General features: G+C 66.6%; 25 protein-coding genes. 8 read left to right on the forward strand and 17 right to left on the reverse strand.

Annotated features, from left to right (window positions below; translation table 11 throughout):
• Positions 1-56: 56 nt before the first annotated feature.
• The 7 genes from flgF to flgL all read left to right on the forward strand — a co-directional run bounded on the left by flgF (position 57) and on the right by flgL (position 7677).
• Complete coding sequence (flgF, locus tag IP91_RS16795; RefSeq protein ID WP_145650213.1) at positions 57-800, forward strand: flagellar basal-body rod protein FlgF; 744 nt, start codon at positions 57-59, stop codon at positions 798-800.
• A gap of 58 nt (positions 801-858) precedes the next feature.
• A complete protein-coding gene (gene flgG / locus IP91_RS16800) occupies positions 859-1641 on the forward strand; it encodes a flagellar basal-body rod protein FlgG (RefSeq protein ID WP_145650214.1) in 783 nt (260 codons plus the stop codon).
• Positions 1642-1651: 10 nt separating this feature from the next.
• Positions 1652-2311, forward strand: coding sequence for a flagellar basal body L-ring protein FlgH (locus IP91_RS16805; RefSeq protein ID WP_145650215.1), 660 nt, complete (start codon positions 1652-1654; stop codon positions 2309-2311).
• Position 2312: 1 nt separating this feature from the next.
• The gene (locus tag IP91_RS16810) at positions 2313-3419 is read left to right on the forward strand and encodes a flagellar basal body P-ring protein FlgI (RefSeq protein ID WP_145650216.1); all 1107 of its coding nucleotides are present in this window, start codon (positions 2313-2315) and stop codon (positions 3417-3419) included.
• A gap of 11 nt (positions 3420-3430) precedes the next feature.
• Positions 3431-4372, forward strand: coding sequence for a flagellar assembly peptidoglycan hydrolase FlgJ (gene flgJ, locus IP91_RS16815; RefSeq protein ID WP_145650217.1), 942 nt, complete (start codon positions 3431-3433; stop codon positions 4370-4372).
• 84 nt (positions 4373-4456) lie between these two features.
• The gene (gene flgK, locus IP91_RS16820; RefSeq protein ID WP_145650218.1) at positions 4457-6439 is read left to right on the forward strand and encodes a flagellar hook-associated protein FlgK; all 1983 of its coding nucleotides are present in this window, start codon (positions 4457-4459) and stop codon (positions 6437-6439) included.
• 14 nt (positions 6440-6453) lie between these two features.
• Entirely contained in the window at positions 6454-7677 is a 1224-nt protein-coding gene (gene flgL, locus IP91_RS16825; protein WP_145650219.1) for a flagellar hook-associated protein FlgL, read from the forward strand.
• Positions 7678-8160: 483 nt separating this feature from the next.
• On the opposite strand, the gene fliR is transcribed toward flgL, so the two are convergent.
• From fliR to fliF, 13 genes are all read right to left on the reverse strand, one after another.
• Entirely contained in the window at positions 8161-9003 is an 843-nt protein-coding gene (gene fliR / locus IP91_RS16830; RefSeq protein ID WP_145650220.1) for a flagellar biosynthetic protein FliR, read from the reverse strand.
• An 18-nt stretch (positions 9004-9021) separates the two neighbouring features.
• Positions 9022-9291, reverse strand: a complete 270-nt coding sequence (gene fliQ / locus IP91_RS16835) for a flagellar biosynthesis protein FliQ (RefSeq protein WP_145650221.1) — start codon at positions 9289-9291, stop codon at positions 9022-9024.
• Between the two features lie 108 nt (positions 9292-9399).
• Positions 9400-10149 (reverse strand): flagellar type III secretion system pore protein FliP, encoded by a 750-nt coding sequence (fliP, locus tag IP91_RS16840; RefSeq protein ID WP_145650222.1) that lies wholly within the window; start codon positions 10147-10149, stop codon positions 9400-9402.
• Positions 10139-10813 (reverse strand): flagellar biosynthetic protein FliO, encoded by a 675-nt coding sequence (gene fliO / locus IP91_RS16845; protein WP_229474541.1) that lies wholly within the window; start codon positions 10811-10813, stop codon positions 10139-10141. Before fliO ends, fliP begins: the two co-directional genes overlap by 11 nt.
• A complete protein-coding gene (fliN, locus tag IP91_RS16850) occupies positions 10810-11226 on the reverse strand; it encodes a flagellar motor switch protein FliN (RefSeq protein WP_145650223.1) in 417 nt (138 codons plus the stop codon). The genes fliO and fliN overlap by 4 nt, the downstream gene beginning before the upstream one ends.
• A gap of 25 nt (positions 11227-11251) precedes the next feature.
• The gene (fliM, locus tag IP91_RS16855; RefSeq protein ID WP_145650224.1) at positions 11252-12235 is read right to left on the reverse strand and encodes a flagellar motor switch protein FliM; all 984 of its coding nucleotides are present in this window, start codon (positions 12233-12235) and stop codon (positions 11252-11254) included.
• Positions 12236-12270: 35 nt separating this feature from the next.
• Positions 12271-12792 carry a flagellar basal body-associated protein FliL gene (fliL, locus tag IP91_RS16860; RefSeq protein WP_145650225.1) on the reverse strand — a complete coding sequence of 174 codons (522 nt, stop codon included), beginning with the start codon at positions 12790-12792 and terminating at the stop codon, positions 12271-12273.
• 146 nt (positions 12793-12938) lie between these two features.
• The gene (locus IP91_RS16865) at positions 12939-14330 is read right to left on the reverse strand and encodes a flagellar hook-length control protein FliK (protein WP_145650226.1); all 1392 of its coding nucleotides are present in this window, start codon (positions 14328-14330) and stop codon (positions 12939-12941) included.
• A gap of 34 nt (positions 14331-14364) precedes the next feature.
• Entirely contained in the window at positions 14365-14805 is a 441-nt protein-coding gene (gene fliJ, locus IP91_RS16870; RefSeq protein ID WP_145650227.1) for a flagellar export protein FliJ, read from the reverse strand.
• A gap of 35 nt (positions 14806-14840) precedes the next feature.
• Entirely contained in the window at positions 14841-16250 is a 1410-nt protein-coding gene (gene fliI, locus IP91_RS16875) for a flagellar protein export ATPase FliI (protein WP_145650228.1), read from the reverse strand.
• Positions 16251-16252: 2 nt separating this feature from the next.
• Positions 16253-17050 carry a flagellar assembly protein FliH gene (locus tag IP91_RS16880; protein WP_229474543.1) on the reverse strand — a complete coding sequence of 266 codons (798 nt, stop codon included), beginning with the start codon at positions 17048-17050 and terminating at the stop codon, positions 16253-16255.
• 45 nt (positions 17051-17095) lie between these two features.
• Positions 17096-18094: a flagellar motor switch protein FliG gene (gene fliG, locus IP91_RS16885; protein ID WP_145650229.1), complete on the reverse strand. Its 999-nt coding sequence runs from the start codon at positions 18092-18094 to the stop codon at positions 17096-17098.
• Positions 18087-19805 carry a flagellar basal-body MS-ring/collar protein FliF gene (fliF, locus tag IP91_RS16890; protein ID WP_229474546.1) on the reverse strand — a complete coding sequence of 573 codons (1719 nt, stop codon included), beginning with the start codon at positions 19803-19805 and terminating at the stop codon, positions 18087-18089. Before fliF ends, fliG begins: the two co-directional genes overlap by 8 nt.
• Before the next feature lie 272 nt (positions 19806-20077).
• On the opposite strand from fliF, the gene fliE reads away from it, so the two are divergent.
• Positions 20078-20419 (forward strand): flagellar hook-basal body complex protein FliE, encoded by a 342-nt coding sequence (gene fliE / locus IP91_RS16895; protein ID WP_145650230.1) that lies wholly within the window; start codon positions 20078-20080, stop codon positions 20417-20419.
• Between the two features lie 79 nt (positions 20420-20498).
• Here fliE and IP91_RS16900 read toward each other — a convergent pair whose 3' ends face one another.
• From IP91_RS16900 to IP91_RS16915, 4 genes are read right to left on the reverse strand one after another with little or no spacing between them, the layout of a single operon-like run.
• The gene (locus tag IP91_RS16900) at positions 20499-21263 is read right to left on the reverse strand and encodes a flagellar brake protein (RefSeq protein ID WP_145650231.1); all 765 of its coding nucleotides are present in this window, start codon (positions 21261-21263) and stop codon (positions 20499-20501) included.
• Positions 21263-21646 (reverse strand): EscU/YscU/HrcU family type III secretion system export apparatus switch protein, encoded by a 384-nt coding sequence (locus tag IP91_RS16905; protein ID WP_145650232.1) that lies wholly within the window; start codon positions 21644-21646, stop codon positions 21263-21265. Before IP91_RS16905 ends, IP91_RS16900 begins: the two co-directional genes overlap by 1 nt.
• On the reverse strand, positions 21636-22829 hold the full coding sequence (fliK, locus tag IP91_RS16910; protein ID WP_145650233.1) for a flagellar hook-length control protein FliK: 1194 nt from the start codon (positions 22827-22829) through the stop codon (positions 21636-21638). Before fliK ends, IP91_RS16905 begins: the two co-directional genes overlap by 11 nt.
• 44 nt (positions 22830-22873) lie before the next feature.
• Entirely contained in the window at positions 22874-23200 is a 327-nt protein-coding gene (locus IP91_RS16915; protein ID WP_229474557.1) for a flagellar protein FliT, read from the reverse strand.
• Positions 23201-23205: the final 5 nt, after the last annotated feature.

Raw genomic sequence — 23205 nt, forward strand, 5'->3', positions numbered from 1 at the left:
CCCTGTTCACCGCGCCGGCTCGAGTACAGCTGGCGCCGCCGTTTTCGGAGAGCCCCATGGACCGACTGATCTACACCGCGATGACTGGCGCCAGGCACATCCTGGACCAGCAGGCCACCACGTCGAACAATCTTGCCAACGCCACCACGACGGGCTTCCGCGCCCAGCTCGACGCGTTCCGCGCCGTGCCGGTCGTCTCGGAGGGGCTGGCCACGCGCACCTTCGTGGTCGATTCCACGGTCGGTTCGGACTACCGGGCCGGCGCCATGGAAACCACCGGCCGCGCGCTGGACGTGGCGATCCGCGGCAACGGCTGGTTCTCCGTGCAGTCGACCGACGGCTCGGAAGCCTATACCCGCGCCGGCGCCTTCAAGGTGAGCGAGAACGGCCTGCTGCAGACGGCCGGCGGCCTGACCCTGCAGGGCGAGAACGGTCCCATCGCCATTCCGCCCAACACCAACGTGGCGATCGGGGCGGACGGCACCGTGAGCGGCATCGACCAGAACCAGCTGCAGGGCGGCCCCACCAATGTCATCGGGCGCCTGAAGCTGGTCAATCCGGACGTGGCGGGGCTGGTGCGGGGCGACGACGGCCTGTTCCGCCAGCAGTCCGGCCTGCCCGCCAATCCCGACCCCACGGTGCGCGTGGCGGACGGCGTATTGGAGGGCAGCAACGTCAATCCGGTCGATGCGATGGTCAACATGATCAGCCTGGCAAGGTCGTTCGACACGCAAATGAGCCTGCTGAAGAACGCCGAGAATAACGCCGCGAAAGCCACCCAGATCCTGGCTTTGAATTGATGCCTGCCGCCGCATAATGCTCCCATCGAAAAGGGTTTTACCCTGAGGGAGAAGGCAGATGATACGTTCGCTCTGGATTGCCAAGACGGGCATGGAAGCGCAGCAGACACAGATGGACACGGTGTCGAACAACCTGGCCAACGTCAGCACCAACGGTTTCAAGAAATCGCGCGCGGTCTTCGAGGACCTGCTGTACCAGAACCAGCGCCAGCCCGGCGCCAGCTCCTCGCAGCAGACGCAGCTGCCTTCGGGCATGCAGCTCGGCACCGGCGTGCGCCCGGTCACGATCGAGCGCATCCACACGCAGGGCAATCCCCAGGCCACCGGCAACGACAAGGACCTGATGATCAACGGCAACGGCTTCTTCACCGTGCTGCTGCCGGACGGCACCACCGGCTACACCCGCGACGGCTCGTTCCAGCGCGATAACAACGGCCAGATGGTCACCTCCAGCGGCTACGTGCTGCAGCCGCCGATCTCGATCCCGATCGATGCGGACGAGATCAATGTCGCCAAGGACGGCACGGTGACCGTGCAGCTGCCCGGCCAGGCCGCCGCCCAGCAGATCGGCAACCTGCAGCTCAATACCTTCATCAATCCCACCGGCCTGGAATCGATCGGCGAGAACCTGTACCTGGAAACCGGCTCCTCCGGCGCGCCGCAGGCCAATGTGCCCGGCACCAACGGCACCGGCCAGATCCTGCAGGGCTATGTGGAGACCTCGAACGTGAATATCGTCGAGGAAATGGTGAACATGATCCAGACGCAGCGCGCGTACGAGATCAACAGCAAGGCCATCACCACGTCCGACCAGATGCTGCAGCGCCTGACGCAGCTGTAAGAGGGCAGTCATGAACCGTTCCGCTTTCCTCGCCCTCGGCGCCGCCGTGCTGGCCCTGGCCGGTTGCGCCAGCACGCCGACCACCATCGTGGCTGGCCCGACCACGGCGCGCCCGATTCCCGTTCCGCCGCTGACCACGGCGCCGAATGGCGCGATCTACCAGGCGCAGTCGTTCCGGCCCGTGTTCGAGGACCGTCGCGGCCGCATGATCGGCGACATCATCAATGTCGTCATCACCGAGCGCACCACGGCCAACAAGAACGGTTCCAGCTCGTCCAGCAAATCGGGCAGCGTGAACTTCGGCGTGCCCGGTCCGCTGCAGGGCCGCTTCGGCGCCACCGTCGGCACGTCCGCGGACAACAAGAATGCCGACGCCGCCGCCCAGACGGCCAGCAACACCTTCACGGGCACGATCGGCGTGACGGTCGTCGAGGTGCTGCCGAACGGGAACCTCGTCATCGCCGGCGAAAAGCAGGTGGCGATGGACAAGGGCACCGAGTTCATCCGTATTTCCGGCACCGTCAACCCGGACACGATCGGCGCCGGCAATTCCGTGCCGTCGACGGCGATCGCCGATGCGCGCGTCGAGTACCGCACCAATTCGCACCTGGACCGCGCCGAGCTGTCGTCGATGGCGTCGCGCTTCTTCCTCAGCCTGCTGCCGTTCTGATATGAAAATCCTCCTCTCCACGCTGGGGCTGCTCTTGGCCCTGATCGTCCCCGCCGCCCAGGCCGAGCGCCTGAAAGACCTGGCGTCGATTGCCGGCGTGCGGGAAAACCAGCTGCTGGGGTACGGCCTCGTCGTCGGCCTCGATGGCAGCGGCGACCAGACCACCCAGACGCCGTTCACGATCCAGAGCGTGGCCTCGATGCTGCAGCAGCTGGGCGTCACGCTGCCGTCCGGCACCAGCCTGCAGCTGAAGAACGTGGCGGCCGTGATGGTCACCACGTCGCTGCCGCCGTTCTCGCAGCCCGGCCAGCAGCTCGACGTGACCGTCTCCTCGCTGGGCAATGCGCGCAGCCTGCGTGGCGGCACGCTGCTGATGACGCCGCTGAAGGGGGCCGATGGCCAGGTGTACGGCATGGCACAGGGCAACCTGGTAGTGGGCGGCGTCGGCGCGCAGTCGCCCGGCGGCGGCGCCTCCACCGTGGTAAACCACCTGTCCGTGGGCCGCATCAACAACGGCGCCACCGTCGAGCGCGCCGTGCCGACGGCCGTGGGCGATGCCGGCCAGATCCGCCTGGAACTGAAGAACGCCGATTTTTCCACCACCAGCCGCGTGGTGGCTGCGATCAACGCCCGCTATGGCGCCGGTATCGCCTATGCCCTCGATGGCCGCGTGATCCGCGTGACGGCCCCGGCCGCCTCGGACCAGCGCGTGACCTTCATCGGCCAGCTGCAGGAGCTGGACGTTGCGCCGGCCGCGCTGGCCGCGAAAGTCATCATGAATGCCCGCACCGGCTCGGTGGTCATGAACCAGGCCGTCACGCTGCAGACCTGCGCCGTGTCGCACGGCAATCTCACCGTGTCGGTGGCCGCCAATCCGCAGGTGAGCCAGCCGAACGCGCTGTCCGGCGGCCAGACGGCCGTCACGCAGCCGGGCAGCGTCGACATCCAGGCTGCGCCGGGCAAGGTGCTGATGCTGCAGGGCGGCGCCAACCTGGCCGACGTGGTCAAGGCGCTCAACGCGATCGGTGCCTCGCCGCAGGACCTGCTGGCCATCCTGCAGGCCATGAAGGCTTCCGGCGCGCTGCGCGCCGAGCTGGAAATCATCTAAGCGGGGCCGCCATGATCCGCCAGACCAGCACGCCAACCGACCTGTCCGCCAACCTGGCCCTCGACAACAAGGGCCTGGCGGAACTGCGCCAGGGCGCCCGCGCCGGCTCGGCCGATGCGACGAAGGCGGCCGCCACGCAGTTCGAGGCCATGTTCGTCAACATGATGCTGAAAAGCATGCGCGACGCGACACCGAGCGAAGGCATGCTGGACAACCAGCAGACCAAGATGTTCACCACCATGCTGGACCAGCAGACCAGCCAGAACATTGCCAAGAAAGGCATCGGCCTGGCCGACGTGCTGGTACGCCAGCTGTCGAAATCGACCGGCATCGACCCGGCCGCCAGCATCGGCACCGACAGCGACGTGCCGGATGGCGGGTTCACCAGGTCGATGCTGGATGCGGCCAGGCTGCAGCGCTCCATCGAGGCGGCCGGCGGCGCCACCTCGTCGTCGACGACGGGAGCGACGGCGACCGCGCCAAGCACCTCCCGCCACGCCCACGTGCGCGCCTTCCAGGACAAGCTGTCCAGCCATGCGGACGAGGCCAGCAAGGCCACCGGCATTCCCGCCAAGTTCATGCTCGGCCAGGCCGCGCTGGAGAGCGGCTGGGGCCGCCGCGAGATCAAGGGCGCCGATGGCACGAACAGCAACAACCTGTTCGGCATCAAGGCCGGCAGCGACTGGAAGGGCAAGACCGTGGACATCACCACCACGGAATACGTGAACGGCCGCGCCCAGCGCAAGGTCGAGAAATTCCGCGCCTATGACAGCTATGCGGACAGCTTCAAGGATTACGCCAAGCTCATCACGAGCAACCCGCGCTACGAGAAGGTGCTGGCCAGCGCCGGCGATGCGTCCGCCTTCGCGCAGGGGCTGCAGAAGGCCGGCTACGCCACCGATCCGAACTACGCCAGCAAGCTGTCCGCCATTATCAAGAAAACACTGGTCTGAGCACGGCCTGATACGATTGGGCGTATTTTCAAGTTCTGCCCGCATCTGCCGTAAACTAACCGACACCAGGAAAGAATCGACAGCATGAGCAATCTCCTCAGTATCGGCAAGACGGGCCTTCTGGCGGCGCAGACAGGCATTGCCACGACCGGTCACAACATCACCAATGCCAGCGTGCCCGGCTATTCGCGGCAGGGCATCGTGCAGGCCACGTTGCCGCCGCTGAGCCAGGGTGTCGGCTATGTCGGCTCCGGCACGCAGGTGGCCCAGATCAAGCGTTACTACGACGATTTCCTGAACAAGCAGGTGATGAACGCGCAGTCCACGCAGGGCTCGGTGGATGCCTACCTGGGCCAGATCAGCCAGATCGACAACCTGCTGTCCGATTCCTCGATCGGCCTGTCGCCGGCCCTGCAGGATTTCTTCAATGGCGTGCAGACGGCCAACTCGACGCCGTCGCTGCAGGCCTCGCGCGAATCGATGCTCTCCTCGGCCGAGACGCTGACGGCGCGTTTCCATGAAGTGTCCGGCCGGCTGCAGGAATTGCAGGATGGCGTGAATACCTCCATCACCAGCACCGTCAACTCGATCAATTCGTACGCCACGCAGATCGCCGACCTGAACAACAAGATTGCCTCGCTGACCACCGATCCGGCCAACCCGCCGAACGACCTGCTGGACCAGCGCGACCAGCTGATCCGCGAACTGAACCAGCAGGTGAAGGTGACCGTGCTGCCGAGCGATAACAATATGCTCAACGTCACGTTCGGCACCGGCCAGCCGCTGGTGGTGGGCACCAGCCACCTGGAAATGGCGGCCGTGCTGTCGCCGACCGACCCGGGCCGCACCGTCGTGGCGTATCCCGCCACGGGCCGCCAGACCATTCTTTCCGAGAGTTCCTTTGCCGGCGGCGCGCTGGGCGGCCTGATGGACTTCCGCCGCGAAACGCTGGACAAGGTGCAGAACCAGATCGGCCAGGTTGCCGCCAGCATGACGGAGGCGTTCAACGACCAGCACAAGCTGGGCCAGGACCTGAACGGCGATCCGGGCGGCAATTTCTTCACGCCGCTGAAGGCGTACATCGGCTACGACACGCGCAATTCGTCGCTGAGCACGGCCACGATCGACGGCGCGATCAGCGATGCGTCGGCCCTGACGGGCGCCGACTACAGTTTCACGTTCGATGCCGCCAACAACCGCTACAACGTCACGCGGACCGATGGCGCCGCGGTGAACCCGGGGTTCATCGACCTGAACAATCCCGAGCCGCAGACGATCGACGGCGTCACCTACACGATCACCGGCACGCCGGCCGATGGCGACCGGGTGCAGGTGCGGCCCACGTACACGGCGGCAGCCAGCATGGACGTGGCCATCACGGATTACCGCAAGATCGCCCTGGCCGCGCCCGTGTCGACCTCGGTACCGTCCGCCAACAAGGGCACGGCCACGATCAGCCCCGGCACGGTGGATGCCAACTACCTCGCGGCCGGCAACACGCTGACCACGCCGCTCACGCTCACGTACCAGCAGACCGATCCGGCCGATCCCGCCACCCGCGTCATCACCGGGCTGCCGGGCGATGCCGTCATCAAGCGGCAGGATGGCACGACGGATACCTATCCGGCGGGCACGCCGATTCTGTATTCGGATGGCGCCAGCATCACGTCCGGCGGCATCACGTTCGCCATTTCCGGTGCGCCGGTCAATGGCGACACGTTCGTCATCGGCCCCAATACCAGCGGCGTGGGCGACAGCCGCAACGGCGTGCTGCTGGCCGGCCTGCAGACGAAGAACGTGCTCAATGGCGGAACGGCCACGTTCCAGGGCTCGTACGCAGCCACCGTCAATTTCGTCGGCAACAAGACGCGCGAGATGCAGATCGGCAGCGCGTCCAGCGAGACGGCGGTGGCCCAGGCCGTGGCGCAGCAGCAGAGCGTGTCCGGCGTGAACCTCGACGAGGAAGCGGCCGACCTGCTGCGTTACCAGCAGGCCTACCAGGCCGCCGGCAAGGTGATGCAGGTGGCCGGCCAGCTGTTCGACACGCTGCTGTCGATTTCCAACTAATTCCGGAGCAATCCATGGTAGCCCGTATCAGCACCCAGATGATGTACGACCGCGGCGTGTCGCAGCTGTCGACCCTGCAGTCGAACCTGCTGAAGACGCAGCTGCAGCTGTCCACCGGCCGCCGCGTGCTGACGCCGGCGGACGATCCCGTGGCGTCCGCGCGGGCGCTGGAAGTGGGGCAGTCGCAGCAGCTGAACGAGCAGTATTCGATCAACCGCCAGACGGCGTCGTCCACGCTGGCCCAGGCCGACACGGTGCTCGACACGCTGAACGACATCATGGACGACGTGCGCGGCACCGTGCTGCAGGCCGGCAGCCCCACGCTGTCCCAGTCCGACCGCGACTCGCTGGCGGCCGACCTGGAGGCCAGCCTGCAGGACATCCTGGGCCAGGCCAACACGGCCGACGGCACGGGCGGCTACCTGTTTTCCGGCTACAAGACCAATACGCAGCCGTTCGCGCTGACCTCCACGGGCGCCAACTACTATGGCGACCAGGGCCAGCGCGAACTGCAGGTCGGCTCGGGCCGCCAGATGGCGATCAGCGCCTCCGGCAGCGAGATCTTCGAGCAGAACCTGACCGGCAACGGCACGTTCCTAACCCAGGCCGATGCCGGCAATGCGGCACGCGGCGGCACCGGCGTGATCTCGCCGGGCACGGTCGTCAACGCGAAGGAATGGGTGCCTGGTACGTACTCGATCACGTTCTCGAAGACGGCCGAAGGCGTCACGCAGTATGCCGTCACGGATGCCGATGGCGCCGAGGTTGTGCCCGCCACCGACTTCAAGTCCGGCGAACCGATCCAGTTCCGCGGCATCTCGTTCGACATCGCCGGCGTGCCGGCCGCGGACGACCAGTTCACGGTCGAGCCCAGCAAGAACCAGTCCGTGTTCCAGACCATCCGCGACGTGATCACGGCCCTGCGCACGGCCGGCTCCGGTCCAGCCGTGAATGCCGACCTGACGAACAAGCTCAACACGGCCAACCAGAACCTGCAGAACGCCCAGGACAATATGGTGGCCGTGCGCGCCTCGATCGGGGCACGCGGCCGCGAACTCGATTACCTGGATTCCTCCGGCTCGGCGCTGAACATCGAATACGAATCGCAGATCAACGACCTGATCAACGTCGACGAAATCGAGGCCGCCTCCCGCTTCGTGCAGCAGACCACCAGCCTGCAGGCCGCCCAGCAGACCTTCAAGACAGCCACCGGGCTGTCGCTCTTCAACTACATCTGAGGCCCGGGGACAGCCCCCACCGCCAGGCTGTCGTTCTTTAGCCACGCCTGAGGAACGGGGACAGTCCCCTGTGGTGGTTTAGCCACGTTTGAGTCATGGGGGCAGGCCCCTATGGTGTCTCAGGAACGGGGACGGTCCCCTGTGGTGACATCTGACGCCCGGGGACAGTCCCCACCTCCAGGCTGTCGCTCTTTAGCCACGTCTGAGTCATGGGGACAGTCCCCTGTGGCCGTTTAGCGACTTTTGAGCCATGGGGATAGCCTCTGTGGTGTCTGAGGAACGCGGACAGTCCCCTGTAGTGGTGTCTGAGGAACGGGGACAGTCCACTGTAGTGGTTTAGCCACGTTTCAGTCATGGGGACAGTCCCCTGTGGTGAGCCACGTTTCCGTCATGGGGACAGTCCCCTGTGGTGGTTTGGCCACGCCTGAGCAAAGCGAGCAAAGAGCAATCCCCGTCCAGAAGCTGTCGCTGTTTCGCTACATCCTAGCGGGCCGGGGACGGTGCGGGAGCCGGCACAGCCGGCCGCGGTCCCAGATTGCCCTGTCCCTGCAATACCCGCGGTACCAGCCGCGCTTTCTCGGCGCCCTGGGCCAGCAGGTTCGTCAGCGGCGTGGCGAGGTAGGGCAGGGCGATCATCAGTACCAGGAAGCCGGCTGACAGCGTGATCGGGAAACCGATGCCGAACAGGTTCAGCTGCGGTGCCGCGCGCGTCAGGATGCCCAGCGCCACGTTGGTGATCAGGAGCGCCGCCACCACCGGCAGGGCCAGCTGCACGCCGGCCGAGAAGATGCGCGCGCCCCATAGTGCCACGTCCCAGAAACCGCTGCCGTTGAACAGCTTCGCGCTGATGGGCAGCGTGACGAAACTTTCCGCCAGCGCTTCCAGCAGCAGCAGGTGCACGTTCGCCACCAGCAGCGTGAGCGTGGCGATCCAGGTGAGGAACTGCGAGATGGCCGACGAGCGGCCCTGCGACATCGGGTCGAAGAAGCTGGCGAAGCCGAGGCCCATCGTCAGGCTGCTGATCTCGCCGGCCATCTCCACGGCGGCAAACACGATGCGCAGCGCGAAGCCCATCATCACGCCCGTGATCAGCTCCTTGGCAAGGATCAGCAGGCCTTCGTAGGAAGAAGGATCGGCGGCGGGAATCGCCGGCACCAGCGGGGCGATGGCGATCGACACGACCACCCCGAACGCCAGCCGGGCGGTGCGCGGTACGCGGGCATTGCCGAACACGGGCGAGGCGGCGATGAGGCCCAGCACGCGGGTCAGCGGCCAGAGGAAGCTGGCGATCCACGTGTTGATCTCGGCCGCGGTCAGTAACAGCATGCGGGAGCGGAACGCCGGTCAGCTGACCATGTTCGGGATGCCGCCGAAGACTTCGCGCATGTAGTCGAGCATCACGGACAGCATCCACGGCCCGGCCACCACCAGCGCGACGAACACGCCGACCAGCTTCGGGATGAACGATAGCGTCGATTCATTGATCTGCGTGGCGGCCTGGAAGATCGACACGATCAGGCCGATCACCAGCGCCACCAGCAGCAGCGGCGCGGCCACCATCAGCGTCACTTCCATCGCGTGGCGGCCCATCGTCATGACGGTTTCGGGGGTCATGGCGCGCCCGGGGTATACGGTTGAGCTTGTGTCCATGTCGGGGTCTGACCCCAACCTGGACACGGACTGGGCAGTATTGTGGTGTGATCGTCGTGCATCGCGGCGCCCCTACGCAAAGCTCTGGGACAGCGATCCCAGCAGCAGCTGCCAGCCGTCGACGAGGACGAAAAGCATCATCTTGAACGGCAGCGAGATCACGGCCGGCGACATCATCATCATGCCCATCGACATCAGCACGGAGGCCACCACCATGTCGATGATGAGGAACGGGATGAAGATGGCGAAACCGATCTGGAACGCCGTCTTCAGCTCGCTCGTGATGAAGGCCGGCACGAGGATGCGCATCGGCACGTCCTCCGGGCCCTGCAGCGCGGGGCTGCGCGAGATCTTCACGAACAGGGCCAGGTCGGCCTGGCGCGTCTGCTTCAGCATGAAGCCTTTCAGAGGGGCGGAGCCGCGGTCGAGCGCCTGCTGCATCGTGATCGCGTTGGCCTGCAGCGGCTGCCAGGCTTCCGTGTAGATGCGGTCGAAGGTTGGGCCCATCACGAAGAACGTCAGGAACAGGGCGAGGCCCACCATCACCTGGTTCGGCGGCGCCGTCTGCGTGCCCAGCGCCTGGCGCAGCAGCGACAGCACGATGATGATGCGCGTAAAACCCGTCATCATCAGCAGCACGGCGGGCAGGAACGTCAGCGACGTCATCAGGATGAGCGTCTGCAGCGTCAGCCCGTACTGCGTGCCGCCGCCCGGTGCCGGACCGCTCGTGAACGCGGGGATCGTGGGCTCGGCGCCGGCAAGGAGCGGTAGCGCCAGCATCAGCGCAGGAAGGGCCCGGCGCCACATCGGTTTATTTCGCATTGCCGCCGCCGCCCCGCTTTTCGATCGTCTGCTTGAACCACTCGGCGAAGTTCGGCGCCTGCAGGCCCGGCTGCCCGGCCAGGGTGGCGGGATCGGCTTCCTGCCGCGGCAGCGTGGCCAGTGCGTTCATGCGGCCCGGCGACGCGCCCACGACGATCCACTGGTCGCCGACTTCGACGACTAGAATCCGTTCGCGTGTGCCCACCGACAGCGCGCCCACCAGCTTGACGGTGCCGCCGCCGGCCACGTGGCGCGGCCCGAAGCGCTTCAGCAGCCAGGCCAGGCCCACCACGATCGCGAGCACCACCGCCAGCGCAAACACCGTCTGCAGCAGGCTGCCTGCGGCGGATGGGGCCGTCGACAAAGCCGGCGCGGGCGCGGCCGTGCGGGCACCGGCCAGCGCGGCCTGCTGCTCGGCCGTCGGCGTGACGGGGGCCGCGGGCAGCACGGGGCCGGGTGCGGGCGCCACAGTGGGCGACACGACGGTGGCCGGTTCGCCCGCCTTCACGGGTGCGACGGTGCGGTCGGCAGGGTTGGTGATGATGGGAGCAGGGGCCGGGGTCGAGGCAGCAGCCTGCCCGGCCACCTGCGCCAGGGCAGGCATGACGAGGCTGCCGGCCACCAGGAAGGCGGCCAGCAGCGCTGGAACGAAAGCACGCTTCATTTATTCAGTTTTCGGATGCGTTCGGACGGCGTGATGATGTCGGTGAGGCGGATACCGAACTTGTCGTTCACCACCACCACCTCGCCCTGGGCGATCAGGCAGCCGTTCACCAGCACGTCCATCGGTTCGCCGGCCAGGCCGTCCAGTTCCACCACCGAGCCCTGTGCCAGCTGCAGCAGGTTCTTGATGGCGATCTTGGTGCGGCCCAGCTCGACCGTCAGCTGGACCGGGATATCGAGGATGAAGTCGATATCGTTGTGGGTTTCCGTCTTCGACGCCGTCTTCGAGAAATCCTTGAACACGGCCGCCGAAGCTGCCTGGCTCTGCAATGCTTCCGCTTCCGCCTTGGCCTGCTCGGCAATGGCCGCGCCCCAGTCGTCGTCGAGGTTCTGGTCGTCCTGGTTGTCCGCCATGATGTGCTCCTGCCTGTTGATTACGTCACTTGCTTAGATTATCGCTGTTGGCGAGCAGCCGCTCCACCATCAGCGCGTATTGTCCGTTCAGCACGCCGTACGTGCAATCGAGCACCGGCACGCCGTCCACGGTGGCCTCGATGGTTTCCGGGATCGTCAGCGGGATCACGTCGCCCACGCGCATGTTCAGGATCTCGTCGAAGCTCACCTTCGCCGTGCCGAGCCGCGCCACCATTTCCACTTCGGCGATCTGGATCTGCTGCGTCATCAGGCGGATCCAGCGCTTGTCCACTTCCAGCGCCTCGCCCTGCAGCGACGAGGTGAGCGCATCGCGGATCGGCTCGATCATCGAGTAGGGCATGCAGAAGTGGATCTGGCCCGACACGGAGCCTAGTTCCACCGTGAACGTGGACGCCACCACCACCTCGTTCGGCGTGGCGATGTTGGCGAACTGCGTGTTCATCTCGGAACGGATGTATTCGAACTCGACCGGGAACACCGGCTCCCACGACTTGGTGTAGGCCTCGAACACGATATCGAGGATGCGCAGGATGATGCGCTGCTCGGTCGCCGTGAAGTCGCGGCCTTCCACGCGGGTATGGAAGCGGCCGTCGCCGCCGAACAGGTTGTCCACCAGCAGGAACACGAGGCCCGGGTCGAACACCATCAGCGCCGTGCCGCGCAGCGGCTTCATGTGGACCAGGTTCAGGTTGGTGGGCACCACCAGGTTGCGGATGAATTCGCTGTACTTCGACACCCGCACGGAACCCACCGACACCTCCGCGCTGCGGCGCAGGAAGTTGAACAGGCCCACGCGCAGCAGGCGCGCGAAACGCTCGTTGATGATCTCCAGCGTGGGCATCCGGCCGCGCACGATGCGCTCCTGCGTGGCCAGATTGTAGGTCCGGACGCCCGCAGCTTCCTCCGGCGCCTGGACATCGTCCTGGTCGCCATTGACGCCCTTTAACAGGGCATCGACTTCTTCCTGGGAGAGAAAGTTATCCGCCATGGCTCAACTGGATGCTCACTGAATTCTTCAAAGGCTTACTGGATGATGAACGAGGTGAACAGCACCTCGGCCACTTCCTGTTCTTCATCGCCATCGGCAAACGGCTCGTTGACCTGGACGAGGATGTCCTTGGCCAGCTGCTGCTTGCCTTCCGGCGTGTTGATCTCGGAAGCTTTCTTGGAGGATAGCAGCAACAGGATGCGGCTGCGCACCTTCGGCATATTGCTCTTGATCGCCTCTTCCTGCTCGGCGCTCGGCACCTGCAGCGTGAACGCCAGCTGCAGGTACTGCTCGCCTTCTTCCGGCTGCAGGTTGACGGTGAACGCTTCCACCGGCACGTAGACGGGCGGGCCCTCGGCCTTCTTCTTCTTTTTCTTCTTCTCGTGCTTGACGGGTTCCTCGTCGTGCTCGGCGTCCGCGCCGCCCTTCATCATGAAGTAGGCGGCCGCGCCGCCGCCGCCCAGTACCAGCACGAGGACGGCAATGATGATGATGACCAGTTTTTTCTTGCCACCGCCGGCGGCAGGGGCGGCTTCGGCCTTGGGATCGGCTTTCATTGTCGGTTCGCTTTATTGTTTTCGGATCAGGCCGGTGGGATGGCCCGGTACGCCATTATGTCATTATCGGTCAGAGGGGCGCGTCGGGATACGGGGAACAGCGGGCGGAACCTCCGCCAGCTCATCCGTTAAGGGCGCAGGACCGCTCAGGCAAACGTGTCGACGGCGCCCAGCACCGTGCGGCGCACCACCGGCTGCAGCGTGTCCTGCGGCGCACTGTCGCCCGCTTCGCCGTAGCGCGGACCGCCGGCGCGGCCGCTACCGCTGCCGCCGTTCTTCGCCTGCTCGGCAAACGCCCGCTGCTGCTCCTGCGACCCGGCGGAAACGCTGGCGTCGCCCAGCTGGATGCCGGCCTCGCTCATCATTTCACGCAGCTTCGGCAGCGCGTTCTCGATCGCCTGGCGGGTTTCCGGCTGGTGCGCCGTGAAGGTGGCGGTGGCCGAATCGTTCGACACGTTCAGCACGATCTGCAGCGGTCCCAGGTCCGGCGGATTCAGGGTCAGCGAGGCGCTCTGGTCGCCGCCGGCCACCATCCACACGACCTTCTGGCCCAGCTGCTGTTCCCAGGCATTGCTGCCCACGCGCGCCTGCAGCTGGCTGGTGGCCACGGCCTGGGCGGCCTGCGTGGTGGCGGCCAGGGCCTGCGCGGCCTGCGGCAGGGCAGGCTGGACATTGGCGCTGGCGGCCTCGGCCAATTTCGCGGCGAATGCTTCGGCCTTCTGTTCGGTGCTCAGCACTTTCGCATCGGGCGTGGCGGCGGGTGCGCCTTCGGCGGCGGCGGCTTTGGCCTGCAGCTGCTGCAGGGCCGTGGTGTCGCCGGCCGTTGCCGCACCGCGCGACTCGGCCGGGACATCCTTCGGGGCTGCCTCGGTGCGCGCCGTTGTTCCGGCCAGCTTGTCCGCACCGGCCTGCAACGCCGCCAGGGTGGCGGCATCGCCGGCTGCGCTGCCCTTGCCGTCGGCCACGGTGTCGGCCAGCGCGCCATCGTCCGGTGCGGCTTCGGCCGGCACCCTGGTTGCCGGTGTCAGCTGGTTGTAGGCCGCCAGCATGGCCAGCATATTGGCCATCGGGTCGGCCGCTGCTGCCGCGATGGCTTCGTCGGTGGCGTCATCCGCCGCCGCATCCGTGGCCGCGCTGTCGGCCTTGCCGTCCGCGGCCGCAGTCTGGGCGGCCTGGGCCATTGCGGCCGGGGCGGGGGCTTCGCCTGCCGGGCCGGCATCCTGCGCCGCCGCATTGCTTTCGGCGGCCTGCCTGGCATCCCTGGCCTGCTGCGCCTTGTTCGCCTGCGCGGCCTGGCTCGGCTGTGCGGAAGGTTTTGCGGCCTGCGGCGTTTTCACCTTGGCCGGCACGTTCTGCGACGTATTCTGCGACGTTCCTGCTGCCGGCTGTTCCGGCGCGGTGGAGGCGGGTGCGCGCTCGATCTCGCGCGACAGCATGTTCTTGAAGTCGGGGCCGGACGATGACGTGCCGGTGGCTGCCTGCGTCTTGGCCGTCTGCGTCTTGTTCTGCTGCTGGAGCTGGATTGCCTGGGTCTGCATGGGAGCGCCTGGTGGATGAAGTGTAGGGCGCCGTTCAGCGCTTGAAGAAAGCCTGGCGCGAAGCGTGCTCGTCCATTGCCTTCTGGTCGCGCTTCGCCTCGACCTTCTGCAGCCGCGCGGCTTCGCGTTCGCGCAGCGTGGAATACGACACCCGCTTGCGTTCCGCCGCCTGCCAGGTGGCCTTCTCGTGCTCGCCGCGCTTCTGCGTGTGGCGCACCACCTCTTCCTGGCCGTGGATGGCACTGTCGAGCTTTTCCATGAAGGCCTGGAAATTGCGGTAGGCCATCGGCGTGATGCCGGCCTGCTGCGAGGCCTGGAACTTGCGGCCGTATTCGTCGCGGTAGCCGATCAGCATGTTGAGCTTTTCTTCCGCGTCGTTGACGGCCTTCAGGGCCGCGCCGAGCCGCTTGGCCGCGTCGTCCGTCTCGCGGCTTGCCAGGTCGATCAGCGTTTCAAGTTGGGATGTCGAGGCCATGATGGTGAATTATAGGCAGAGCCTGCATGTTTCAATCAGTCGAACAGCGTGGCCAATTGGCCCAAGCTCTCCAGCATGTCGACCCGTTCCGTGATCTTCTGCTGCAGGAAGTGCTCGATGCGGTCGTGCAGCTCGATGGCCTGGTCGATCTTCGGATCGGTGCCGGGCGTGTAGGCGCCCACGGCGATCAGGTCGCGCGACCGTTCGTAGACGGAGAACAGCTGCTTGAGCTGGCGCGCCTTGGTCTGGTGGTCCGACGAGGTGATCGAGTGCATCGCCCGGCTGATCGACTGCTCGATGTCGATGGCGGGGTAGTGGCCCGCCTCGGCCAGGCGCCGGTTCAGCACGATGTGGCCATCGAGAATCGCGCGCGCCGAGTCGGCGATCGGATCCTGCTGGTCGTCGCCCTCGGTCAGCACGGTGTAGAAGGCCGTGATCGAACCGCCGCCTTCCTCGCCGTTGCCGGCCCGTTCCACCAGCACCGGCAGCTTGGCGAACACGGACGGCGGATAGCCCTTGGTGGCGGGCGGTTCGCCGATCGCCAGGGCAATCTCGCGCTGCGCCATCGCGTAGCGGGTCAGCGAGTCCATGATCAGCAGCACGTGCTTGCCCTTGTCGCGGAAGTGCTCGGCAATGGCGGTGGAGTAGGCGGCGCCCTGCATGCGCATCAGCGGCGGCGTGTCGGCGGGCGCGGCCACCACGACCGAGCGGGCCAGGCCTTCCTCGCCCAGGATGTGCTCGATGAATTCCTTCACCTCGCGGCCCCGTTCGCCGATCAGGCCGACGACGATGACATCGGCCTCCGTGTAGCGTGCCATCATGCCCAGCAGCACGGACTTGCCCACGCCGGAACCGGCGAACAGGCCCATCCGCTGTCCCCGGCCCACCGTCAGCATCGCATTAATGCAGCGCACGCCCACGTTGAGCGTTTCGATGATGGGGGCGCGGCCGAGTGGATTGGCGGGGCGCACATTGATCGGCGCCGATTCGGTGCAATTGATGGGCCCCAGGCCATCGAGCGGGCGGCCGGCCGCATCGACCACGCGGCCCAGCAGTTCCGGCCCGGCCGGCAGCTGGCGCGCGCGGTCGCTGGTGCGGCGGCGGCGGTGCGTGACGGAGCCCGGCTTCGGGATCGACGGTTCGATGGGAAACACGCGGGTGCCGGGAATGATGCCCTCCACGTCGCTCTGCGGCATGAGGAACAGCCGGTCGCCCTCGAAGCCCACCACTTCGGCCTCCACCTTGCCACCGGCCGGCAGGGGCACGGTGCAGGCGGAACCCACCGCCAGGCGCAGGCCGACGGCCTCCATCACCAGGCCGGCCACGCGCGTGACGCGGCCCGACACCTGCATCGGCTCGACGAAATCGAGCAGCGTGTTGCAGTCGTTCAGGTAGGAACGCCAGCGGCCGGCATGCAGTGCGGGACCTTCGACAGCGGCATCCATGGTCAGCTTCGCTCCTGGCGCTCGCGCCGGCCGTCATCCACATCGAGCCAGTCGAGATTCTTGCCGACGGCCTGCGTGAGGCGCGCCCAGCGTGCCTGGATCTGCGCGTCGATCTGGTTGCTGGGGGTGTCGATGCGGCAGCCGCCCCGTTCCAGCGTGTGGTCGTCGCTGACGATCCAGCCGGACTTGTCGAGTTCCTCGCCCATCGCGTCGCGCACGATCACGGCATCGGCCGGGTTCAGCATCAGGATGGCCGGCTTCTGGATGGTCGGCAGGTAGGCGATGGCATCCTGCACGATCGGCAGGATCAGTTCGGGAATCACGGGCAGTGCCTGCTTGAGCATGTTGCGCGACAGGTGCAGCGCCAGGTCCAGCACGTCGTTGGCGATCAGGTTGTCGGCGCCGCGCAGCGCTTCCGAAAAACCCTCTGTCAGTGCGGCCAGCGGTGCCAGCGCGGCGGCCGTGGCTTCCTGCGCCTCGCGGAATGCCTCGTCCTCGCCGGCGCGGTGGCCCTGCTCGTAGCCTTCCTGGTAGCCCTGCTGGCGCGCTTCGGTACGGATCGCTTCCAGCTCCTCTTCGGTGGGGTAGAGGGGCGGCGGCGGCACGTTCAGCTCGCGTTCGTATTCGGCCTGCCGGGCTGCCGCCGCGGCCGCCTGCGCAGCCTGTTCGGCGGCGGCCCGCTCGCGCGCCTCGGCCTCTTCCTTCTCGCGGGCGGCCAGCGTGCTGGGCCGCAGGTCGCCGAACGATTTCAGCTCCCAGCGCTGGAAGGCGGGTTGCGCGTCTTTCGGAAAATTAGCCAAGCTCTACCTCTTTCTGACAAACGGTACGGCCGCATTCTAGGGGTTTTAGACGAACGAGTCTTCTCCCTTGCCACCCAACACGATCTGGCCTTCGTCGGCCAGGCGGCGCACGATCTGCAGGATGCCTTTCTGCTGCGTTTCCACTTCCGACAGGCGCACCGGTCCCTTCGATTCCAGGTCCTCGCGCATCATCTCGCTGGCGCGCGCCGACATGTTCTTGAAGATCTTCTCGCGCAGCTCCTGCGAGGCGCCCTTCAGCGCGATGATCAGCATTTCCGACTGCACTTCGCGCAGCAGCAGCTGGATGCCGCGGTCGTCGATCTCGATCAGGTTGTCGAACACGAACATCTCGTCCATGATCTTCTGCGCCATGTCGTTGTCGTAGTTCTTGATGTTCTCCATCACCGAGTTTTCCTGCTCGCCGCTCATGAAGTTCAGGATCTCGGCCGCCGCGCGCACGCCGCCCAGCGTCGATTTCTTGATGTTCTCGTTACCGGAGAGCAGCTTGGTCAGCACGTCGTTCAGCTCGCGCAGCGCGGCCGGCTGCACGCCGTCCAGCGTGGCGATGCGCAGCACCACGTCGTTGCGCAGGCGGTCGGTGAAGTTTCCCAGAATTTCGCAGGCCTGGTCGCGCTCCAGGTGGACGAGGATGGTGGCGATGATCTGCGGGTGCTCGTTGCGGATCAGCTCGGCAACGGACTGCGAGTCCATCCACTTCAGGCTCTCGATGCCGGAAGCGTCCTTGCCGCCGAGGATGCGCGACAGCAGCACGGAGGCCTTGTCGTCGCCCAGCGCCTTGGTCAGCACCTGGCGGATGTATTCGTCCGAATCGAGGCCGACCGTGGAGGCGGCCGCGATCTCGTCGCGGAAGTCGTCCAGCACGGACACCACCTGCTCGTGCGGGATGTTCTTCATCGTGGCCATCGAGGCGCCCAGTTTCAGCACCTCGCGCGGGCCGAGGAACTTCATCACCTCGGCCGCTTCGGCCTCGCCCAGGGCGAGCATCATGATCGCCGCTTTCTGCAGTCCGGTATTCTCAGTCATTGTTGCCTATCCATGCCTTGATGACGTTGGCGACGATGCGCGGGTCGTCGTTGGCCAGCTTTTTCGCCAGCATCAGGTTGTCGCGGTACGTGCGCGCCACGTTTTCTTCCATCTCGGCCATCTGCTGCGCCAGGATCTCTTCCTGCGTCGGGCCGGCCGGCTCCTCGACGATTTCCTCTTCCGGCTCGGGCTCCGGCGCGTTGATCTCGTCGATCTTCTTGAACACGGGCCGCATCATCGGCCGCACCACGCGCAGGATGATGTACAGCAGGATCAGTGCCACGATCAGGAACTTGGCGATCTCGGCGGCGAGCGGCAGGTTGGCCGGGTCGCGCCACCAGTCGAGGATCGGGTCGGCCGGCTTGTCGATGCCGTCGAACGGGGCATTGGCCACGCTGACGGAGTCGCCGCGGTCCTGGTTGTAGCCCATCGCCTCGCGCACCAGGCTGTTGATCTTGGCAAGCTCGTCGGCCGTCAGCGGCTTGACCGTGACCTTGCCGGCGGCATCGACGGTGCGGCGGTAGTTGACGACGACGCCGACCGTCATGCGCTTCAGGCCAGCAATCGCCTTCTGCTCGTAGCGCACGGTCTTGTCGACTTCGTAATTGGTGGTCGATTCCTTGTGGCCTGGCGGCGCCGTGGCCGGCGCGGTGCCGGCCGCCGTGCCGGATGGCGCTGCTTCGCCGGGCGGCGTGGTGGTCAGCGGGGCCGTGGCGGTGCCGGGCGGCTGGTTCGACAGCGCGCCGGGCACGCCGTTCGGGTTGGCATTGGCATTGCCGGTGCTCTCGCTGCTCTGCTGGCTGCGGATCGCCGACGGGGCCGGCGCCGAGTTCGGCTTGAACGATTCGGCCGCCTGCTCGATGGCGGAAAAGTCCACGTCCGCCACCGCTTCGGCGCGCACATTGCCTTCGCCGACGATCGGTTTGACGATGTTCTCGACCTGCTTGATGATCTGGTTCTGCAGCTCCTGCACGTATTTCAGCTGCGTGGCATCGAGGCCCTTCAGCGCCGTTTTGCTGTCGCGGTTCTGGTCCGACAGCAGGTTGCCCTGCTGGTCGACGACGGTGACGTTGGCCGGCATCAGTTCCGGCACGCTGGAGGCGACCAGGTGCACGATGGCGCTCACCTGGCCCGGGTCGATGGCCCGGTTCGGGTGCAGCGTGAGGACCACGGAGGCGGTGGGCTTCTGCTGCTCCCGCACGAACACGGAAGGCTTCGGCATCGCCAGGTGCACGCGGGCGCTCTGCACGCTGCCCAGCGATTCGATCGATTTCGCCAGCTCGCCTTCCAGCGCGCGCTGGTAGTTCACCTGCTCGAGGAACTGCGAGATGCCCAGCTTCTGGTTCTCCATCAACTCGAAGCCCACGTTGCCGCCCTTGGGGAGGCCCTGCGAGGCCAGGCGCAGCCGCACGGCATGCACCTGCGATTCGGGAATCATGATGGCGTTGCCGCCTTCGGAGAACTTGTAGGGCACCTGCATCTGGTCCAGCGCGGCCGTGATGGCGCCACCGTCGCGGTCCGAGAAATTGGCGAACAGCACCTTGTAGTCGGGCTGGCGCTGCCACAGCCAGACGATCAGGATGACGGCGAGAATCCCCGCCACGGCCGCGCCGCGCAGGATGTTCTTGCCCATCGGCGTCTTGTAGAACGGCACGCGGCCTGCGGTGTCGGCAGGGGCGTCGAGATCGAGTGTGTCGGCGGCTGCAGCCATGGATGGATTTTCCGGAACGAATGGTAGATGGCACGGAACGCGCCTGATTGAACGCCATTATCGAAGCACGACCACTTTTTCGATCCGGTGAACAGACGCCCCTTTCCGGGCCTGCTCGAAGCTGCCGCTGGCGCGGGCGCTGCTATCCTGCAAGGGTGAGCAGTGGGGAACGCAGCGCGTGTTTCCCGCCCCGTATTGTAGCGCGGCAACGTCCCTGGGGGCGATTTCTGTTCCGCTACAGCAACAAGAATGCAGCTTCGAAGAGGTCCCTTATGCGTACAGGCGGTATCGACAGCAGCCAGATCCAGTCCATGATCGCGCAGCTGAAAGCGGCGGCGACGCGGCCGCAGGCCACCGTGCCGGCCGTCCAGACGGAACAGCCGGCCAGCAAGGTCGATTTTTCGGATGCGCTCAAGGGCGCGCTGGACTCCGTGGCGGAAAGCCAGAACAAGGCGCAGGCCCTGTCGCAGCGTTTCCAGATGGGCGACGATTCGGTGAACCTGTCGGACGTGATGATCTCGATGCAGAAGGCCAGCATCAACTTCCAGGCCACCGTGCAGGTGCGGAACAAGCTCGTGCAGGCTTACAGCGACATCATGAACATGCAGGTGTAACAAGGGTAGCGGCAGCAAGCGCAGCGCCCGCGGGCAACGGCAGCGGCAAGGCGCATGTCCCCGATCCAGGCGGCGAAGCCTACCTCGCCAGCCCGTTGATGCGGGCATTGCGCTCCCGCTCCAGCTTGGTGATGTAGCGCTGCACGGCCGCCGCGGCACCGCGCCCCATGTCGATGAACTGGCAGCCGAGCCGGCGGTTGGTCTTGTTGTTCAGCAGCGTGATGTCGTGCGTGTTGCGGATCTGCAGGCTGGTGGTGACATTGCCCAGGTCGGGCAACTCGATGCGGCACTCCACGTAGTTCTTGCCGATCGTGTCGCCCAATAAAAACTGGTTGTCGAGGATGGCGATGCCGCCCACGCTGATGTCGGCCAACGGGAACACGCCCTGGCCGCCGCCCAGCTCGGCCGGCATCGGGATGGTGATGCGCACCGGATTCGTCAGCGGCGTGGCCATGCGGTAGTACTCGCGGCGCTGCAGGCGGATCAGGCTGTCCGGCACGGCCATCTTCAGGGCCGGCAGGCCGTTGTGCAGGACCGGCTGCAGGCGGCCGCCGCCGAAGAAGATGCGCACCTTGTCCAGCGAGGTCTCGAACGACAGCGTGCTGCTGCCCAGCAGGCGCTGCACCTGGGCCGCATCGGCGGGCTGGTCCAGCAGCAGGGTGCCGGCATCGCCATCCACCTCGAGCAGCGTGGTGACGGCGATCTCCTCGCCCTCCTGCGGGGCGACCAGCACGCCCTGTTTTTTCTCGGCGATACCGCGCAGCAGCGCGATGATTTCACGACGCGATCCCACCTCGAAATCGTGCCAGTTTTCCGTGTCGGCATTCTGGATAAAGGGCTGCATCAGGGGTCTTCTTGTGAGGTGGTGGGGGAGGAGTCGGCTGCCGCTTCGGGCGCTGCCGGCGTTGGCACCGCCAGGGGTGGTGCGGGCGGCGGGGGCAGGCCGGTCTTCTTGGCCGATTCAATATGATAAAGCCAGGCAAGCAGTTCGGCAATCACGCGGTACAGGGCGGGCGGGATCTGCCGGTCCAGGTCGATGTCCATCAGCAGCGACACCAGTTCCTTCGATTCGTGCACGTACACGCCCGCCTCGGCGGCCACGGCGATGATCTGCTCGGCCACCAGGCCGCGGCCCTTGGCCACGACCTTCGGCGCGCCTTCGCCGTCGCGGTAGGCGAGGGCGACGGCGCTCTGCAGCGGCCGGCGCGGCGGATCGTCAGGACGCATCGGCACCTTTCGCGGCGGCGTCCGGCTGCAGGCCGATCGACAGCGAGGACAGCGGCATGCCGGCCGCCTCCAGTGCGCCCTGCAGCGCGCCGGACCAGGCCTTCAGCGTGGCGGCCGTGTCGTCGGAGCCGGCCTGCATCTGGATCTGTACCTGGTCGCCCACCAGGGTGACGCTGGCATTCACCTGGCCCAGCAGCGGGAAGCGGAAGCGCACGCCGCTGCGCCACACCGGCTGCTCGTCCGGCGTGTCCCGGCCACCGCCCCGCGAGCGGCCCTCGCTGTCCTCGCGCGCCACTTCCCATTCCATGCGCTGGCCCGGCCACGCTTCGCCATGCCACTGCACCTTGCCCTGTTCCTGCGTGTGCAGCTGCAGGTTGATCATCTGCGCCGCCGACAGGTCCGGGCCCGCCATCGCCTTGGCCAGCGATTCGGTGGACGCGCCCTGGTTCGGCGCCGTCATGCGCTGCATCTGCGGCTCGCGCGCCAGATCCTGCAGGCTGCGCTTGCCCTCGGCCCAGTCGGCCACATGGGATTCGTAGAACAGCCCCGATTCACCCAGCACGTTCTTCAGCGCAGACTCCAGCTTCGCCGGATCGGGCGCACCGGCTGCCACGAGCGGGCCCTTGCCATGGATGGTGACGGGCGCGCCGGGCGCCGTGTAGGCCTGCGTGAGCGCGCTGGCAATGGCCCGCGCGGCCGGGCTCAGCGTGGCCTGGGCGGCGGAACGGTCGAGGGTGGGGAGCTGGTCGGCAGCAACCAGGGGCGCGCTGTTCAGCAGCACCGCTGCCGCGCTCATGGGACGGGCCTGCGCGCCGGCGGCGGGTGCGCCCTGCGGCAGTGCGGCGGCCGGCGCATCGGCTTCGCCGGGCGGGGTGTAGACGGTGGCGGGCTGGGCCTGGCCGGTGCCCACCTGCAGCAGCGGGCGCGGCTGTGCCGCAACGACATTGAGCGGCACGTCGACGCCCACCTGGGTGCCGCCGGGCAGCATCATGCGGGCATTGGTATCGGCCACGCGCACCAGGTAGCTGCCGTCGGACAGCTTGGCGAGCACCTCCCCTTTGACGGACTGGCCGACGAGCGGCGCCAGCGTGCGCTGGAAGGCGGCCTGGCGCGGGTCGGCAACCGCCTGGCCGGCGCCGGGAAGGAGGGGCCGCAGCCCGGGAAGATCGAGCCGCGTCTGCACGTCCAGAACTCCTCAGTGACTCACGATCGCTGACCGCGGCCGGATCAGACGCCGCCGTAGGCGTTGACGAGGCGCCGCTCGGTGCCGGTGCTGTTGATCAGCCGCGCCAGCTGGGCCATCCAGGGTGCGATCAGGTCGCGCACCTTGCGGTCGTCGTCCAGCATCTGCTTGATCAGCGTGGCCTTGCGCTGGCGCTCCTCGCCTTCCAGCCGCACCATCGCTTCATTCGCCTTCAGCACCGCCACGTGCGCCGAGACGCGCTGCTCCAGCGATTCCAGCCCTTCCCAGTCCGACTCGTTGGCAGCCGTCACCATCGCGCGGGTCAGGTCGCTCATCGCGGCGTACACGCCCAGCACATCGTCTTTCGTCATCGTCA

It is taken from the genome of Pseudoduganella lurida (assembly GCF_007830455.1).
Lineage (GTDB): Bacteria > Pseudomonadota > Gammaproteobacteria > Burkholderiales > Burkholderiaceae_D > Rugamonas > Rugamonas lurida.

Bases quoted from the DNA above. Each gene is read 5' to 3' on its own strand.
- flgF (WP_145650213.1), top strand. From the start codon at position 57: ATGGACCGACTGATCTACACCGCGATGACTGGCGCCAGGCACATCCTG.
- flgG (WP_145650214.1), top strand. From the start codon at position 859: ATGATACGTTCGCTCTGGATTGCCAAGACGGGCATGGAAGCGCAGCAG.
- IP91_RS16805 (WP_145650215.1), top strand. From the start codon at position 1,652: ATGAACCGTTCCGCTTTCCTCGCCCTCGGCGCCGCCGTGCTGGCCCTG.
- IP91_RS16810 (WP_145650216.1), top strand. From the start codon at position 2,313: ATGAAAATCCTCCTCTCCACGCTGGGGCTGCTCTTGGCCCTGATCGTC.
- flgJ (WP_145650217.1), top strand. From the start codon at position 3,431: ATGATCCGCCAGACCAGCACGCCAACCGACCTGTCCGCCAACCTGGCC.
- flgK (WP_145650218.1), top strand. From the start codon at position 4,457: ATGAGCAATCTCCTCAGTATCGGCAAGACGGGCCTTCTGGCGGCGCAG.
- flgL (WP_145650219.1), top strand. From the start codon at position 6,454: ATGGTAGCCCGTATCAGCACCCAGATGATGTACGACCGCGGCGTGTCG.
- fliR (WP_145650220.1), bottom strand. From the start codon at position 9,003: ATGCTGTTACTGACCGCGGCCGAGATCAACACGTGGATCGCCAGCTTC.
- fliQ (WP_145650221.1), bottom strand. From the start codon at position 9,291: ATGACCCCCGAAACCGTCATGACGATGGGCCGCCACGCGATGGAAGTG.
- fliP (WP_145650222.1), bottom strand. From the start codon at position 10,149: ATGCGAAATAAACCGATGTGGCGCCGGGCCCTTCCTGCGCTGATGCTG.
- fliO (WP_229474541.1), bottom strand. From the start codon at position 10,813: ATGAAGCGTGCTTTCGTTCCAGCGCTGCTGGCCGCCTTCCTGGTGGCC.
- fliN (WP_145650223.1), bottom strand. From the start codon at position 11,226: ATGGCGGACAACCAGGACGACCAGAACCTCGACGACGACTGGGGCGCG.
- fliM (WP_145650224.1), bottom strand. From the start codon at position 12,235: ATGGCGGATAACTTTCTCTCCCAGGAAGAAGTCGATGCCCTGTTAAAG.
- fliL (WP_145650225.1), bottom strand. From the start codon at position 12,792: ATGAAAGCCGATCCCAAGGCCGAAGCCGCCCCTGCCGCCGGCGGTGGC.
- IP91_RS16865 (WP_145650226.1), bottom strand. From the start codon at position 14,330: ATGCAGACCCAGGCAATCCAGCTCCAGCAGCAGAACAAGACGCAGACG.
- fliJ (WP_145650227.1), bottom strand. From the start codon at position 14,805: ATGGCCTCGACATCCCAACTTGAAACGCTGATCGACCTGGCAAGCCGC.
- fliI (WP_145650228.1), bottom strand. From the start codon at position 16,250: ATGGATGCCGCTGTCGAAGGTCCCGCACTGCATGCCGGCCGCTGGCGT.
- fliG (WP_145650229.1), bottom strand. From the start codon at position 18,094: ATGACTGAGAATACCGGACTGCAGAAAGCGGCGATCATGATGCTCGCC.
- fliF (WP_229474546.1), bottom strand. From the start codon at position 19,805: ATGGCTGCAGCCGCCGACACACTCGATCTCGACGCCCCTGCCGACACC.
- fliE (WP_145650230.1), top strand. From the start codon at position 20,078: ATGCGTACAGGCGGTATCGACAGCAGCCAGATCCAGTCCATGATCGCG.
- IP91_RS16900 (WP_145650231.1), bottom strand. From the start codon at position 21,263: ATGCAGCCCTTTATCCAGAATGCCGACACGGAAAACTGGCACGATTTC.
- IP91_RS16905 (WP_145650232.1), bottom strand. From the start codon at position 21,646: ATGCGTCCTGACGATCCGCCGCGCCGGCCGCTGCAGAGCGCCGTCGCC.
- IP91_RS16915 (WP_229474557.1), bottom strand. From the start codon at position 23,200: ATGACGAAAGACGATGTGCTGGGCGTGTACGCCGCGATGAGCGACCTG.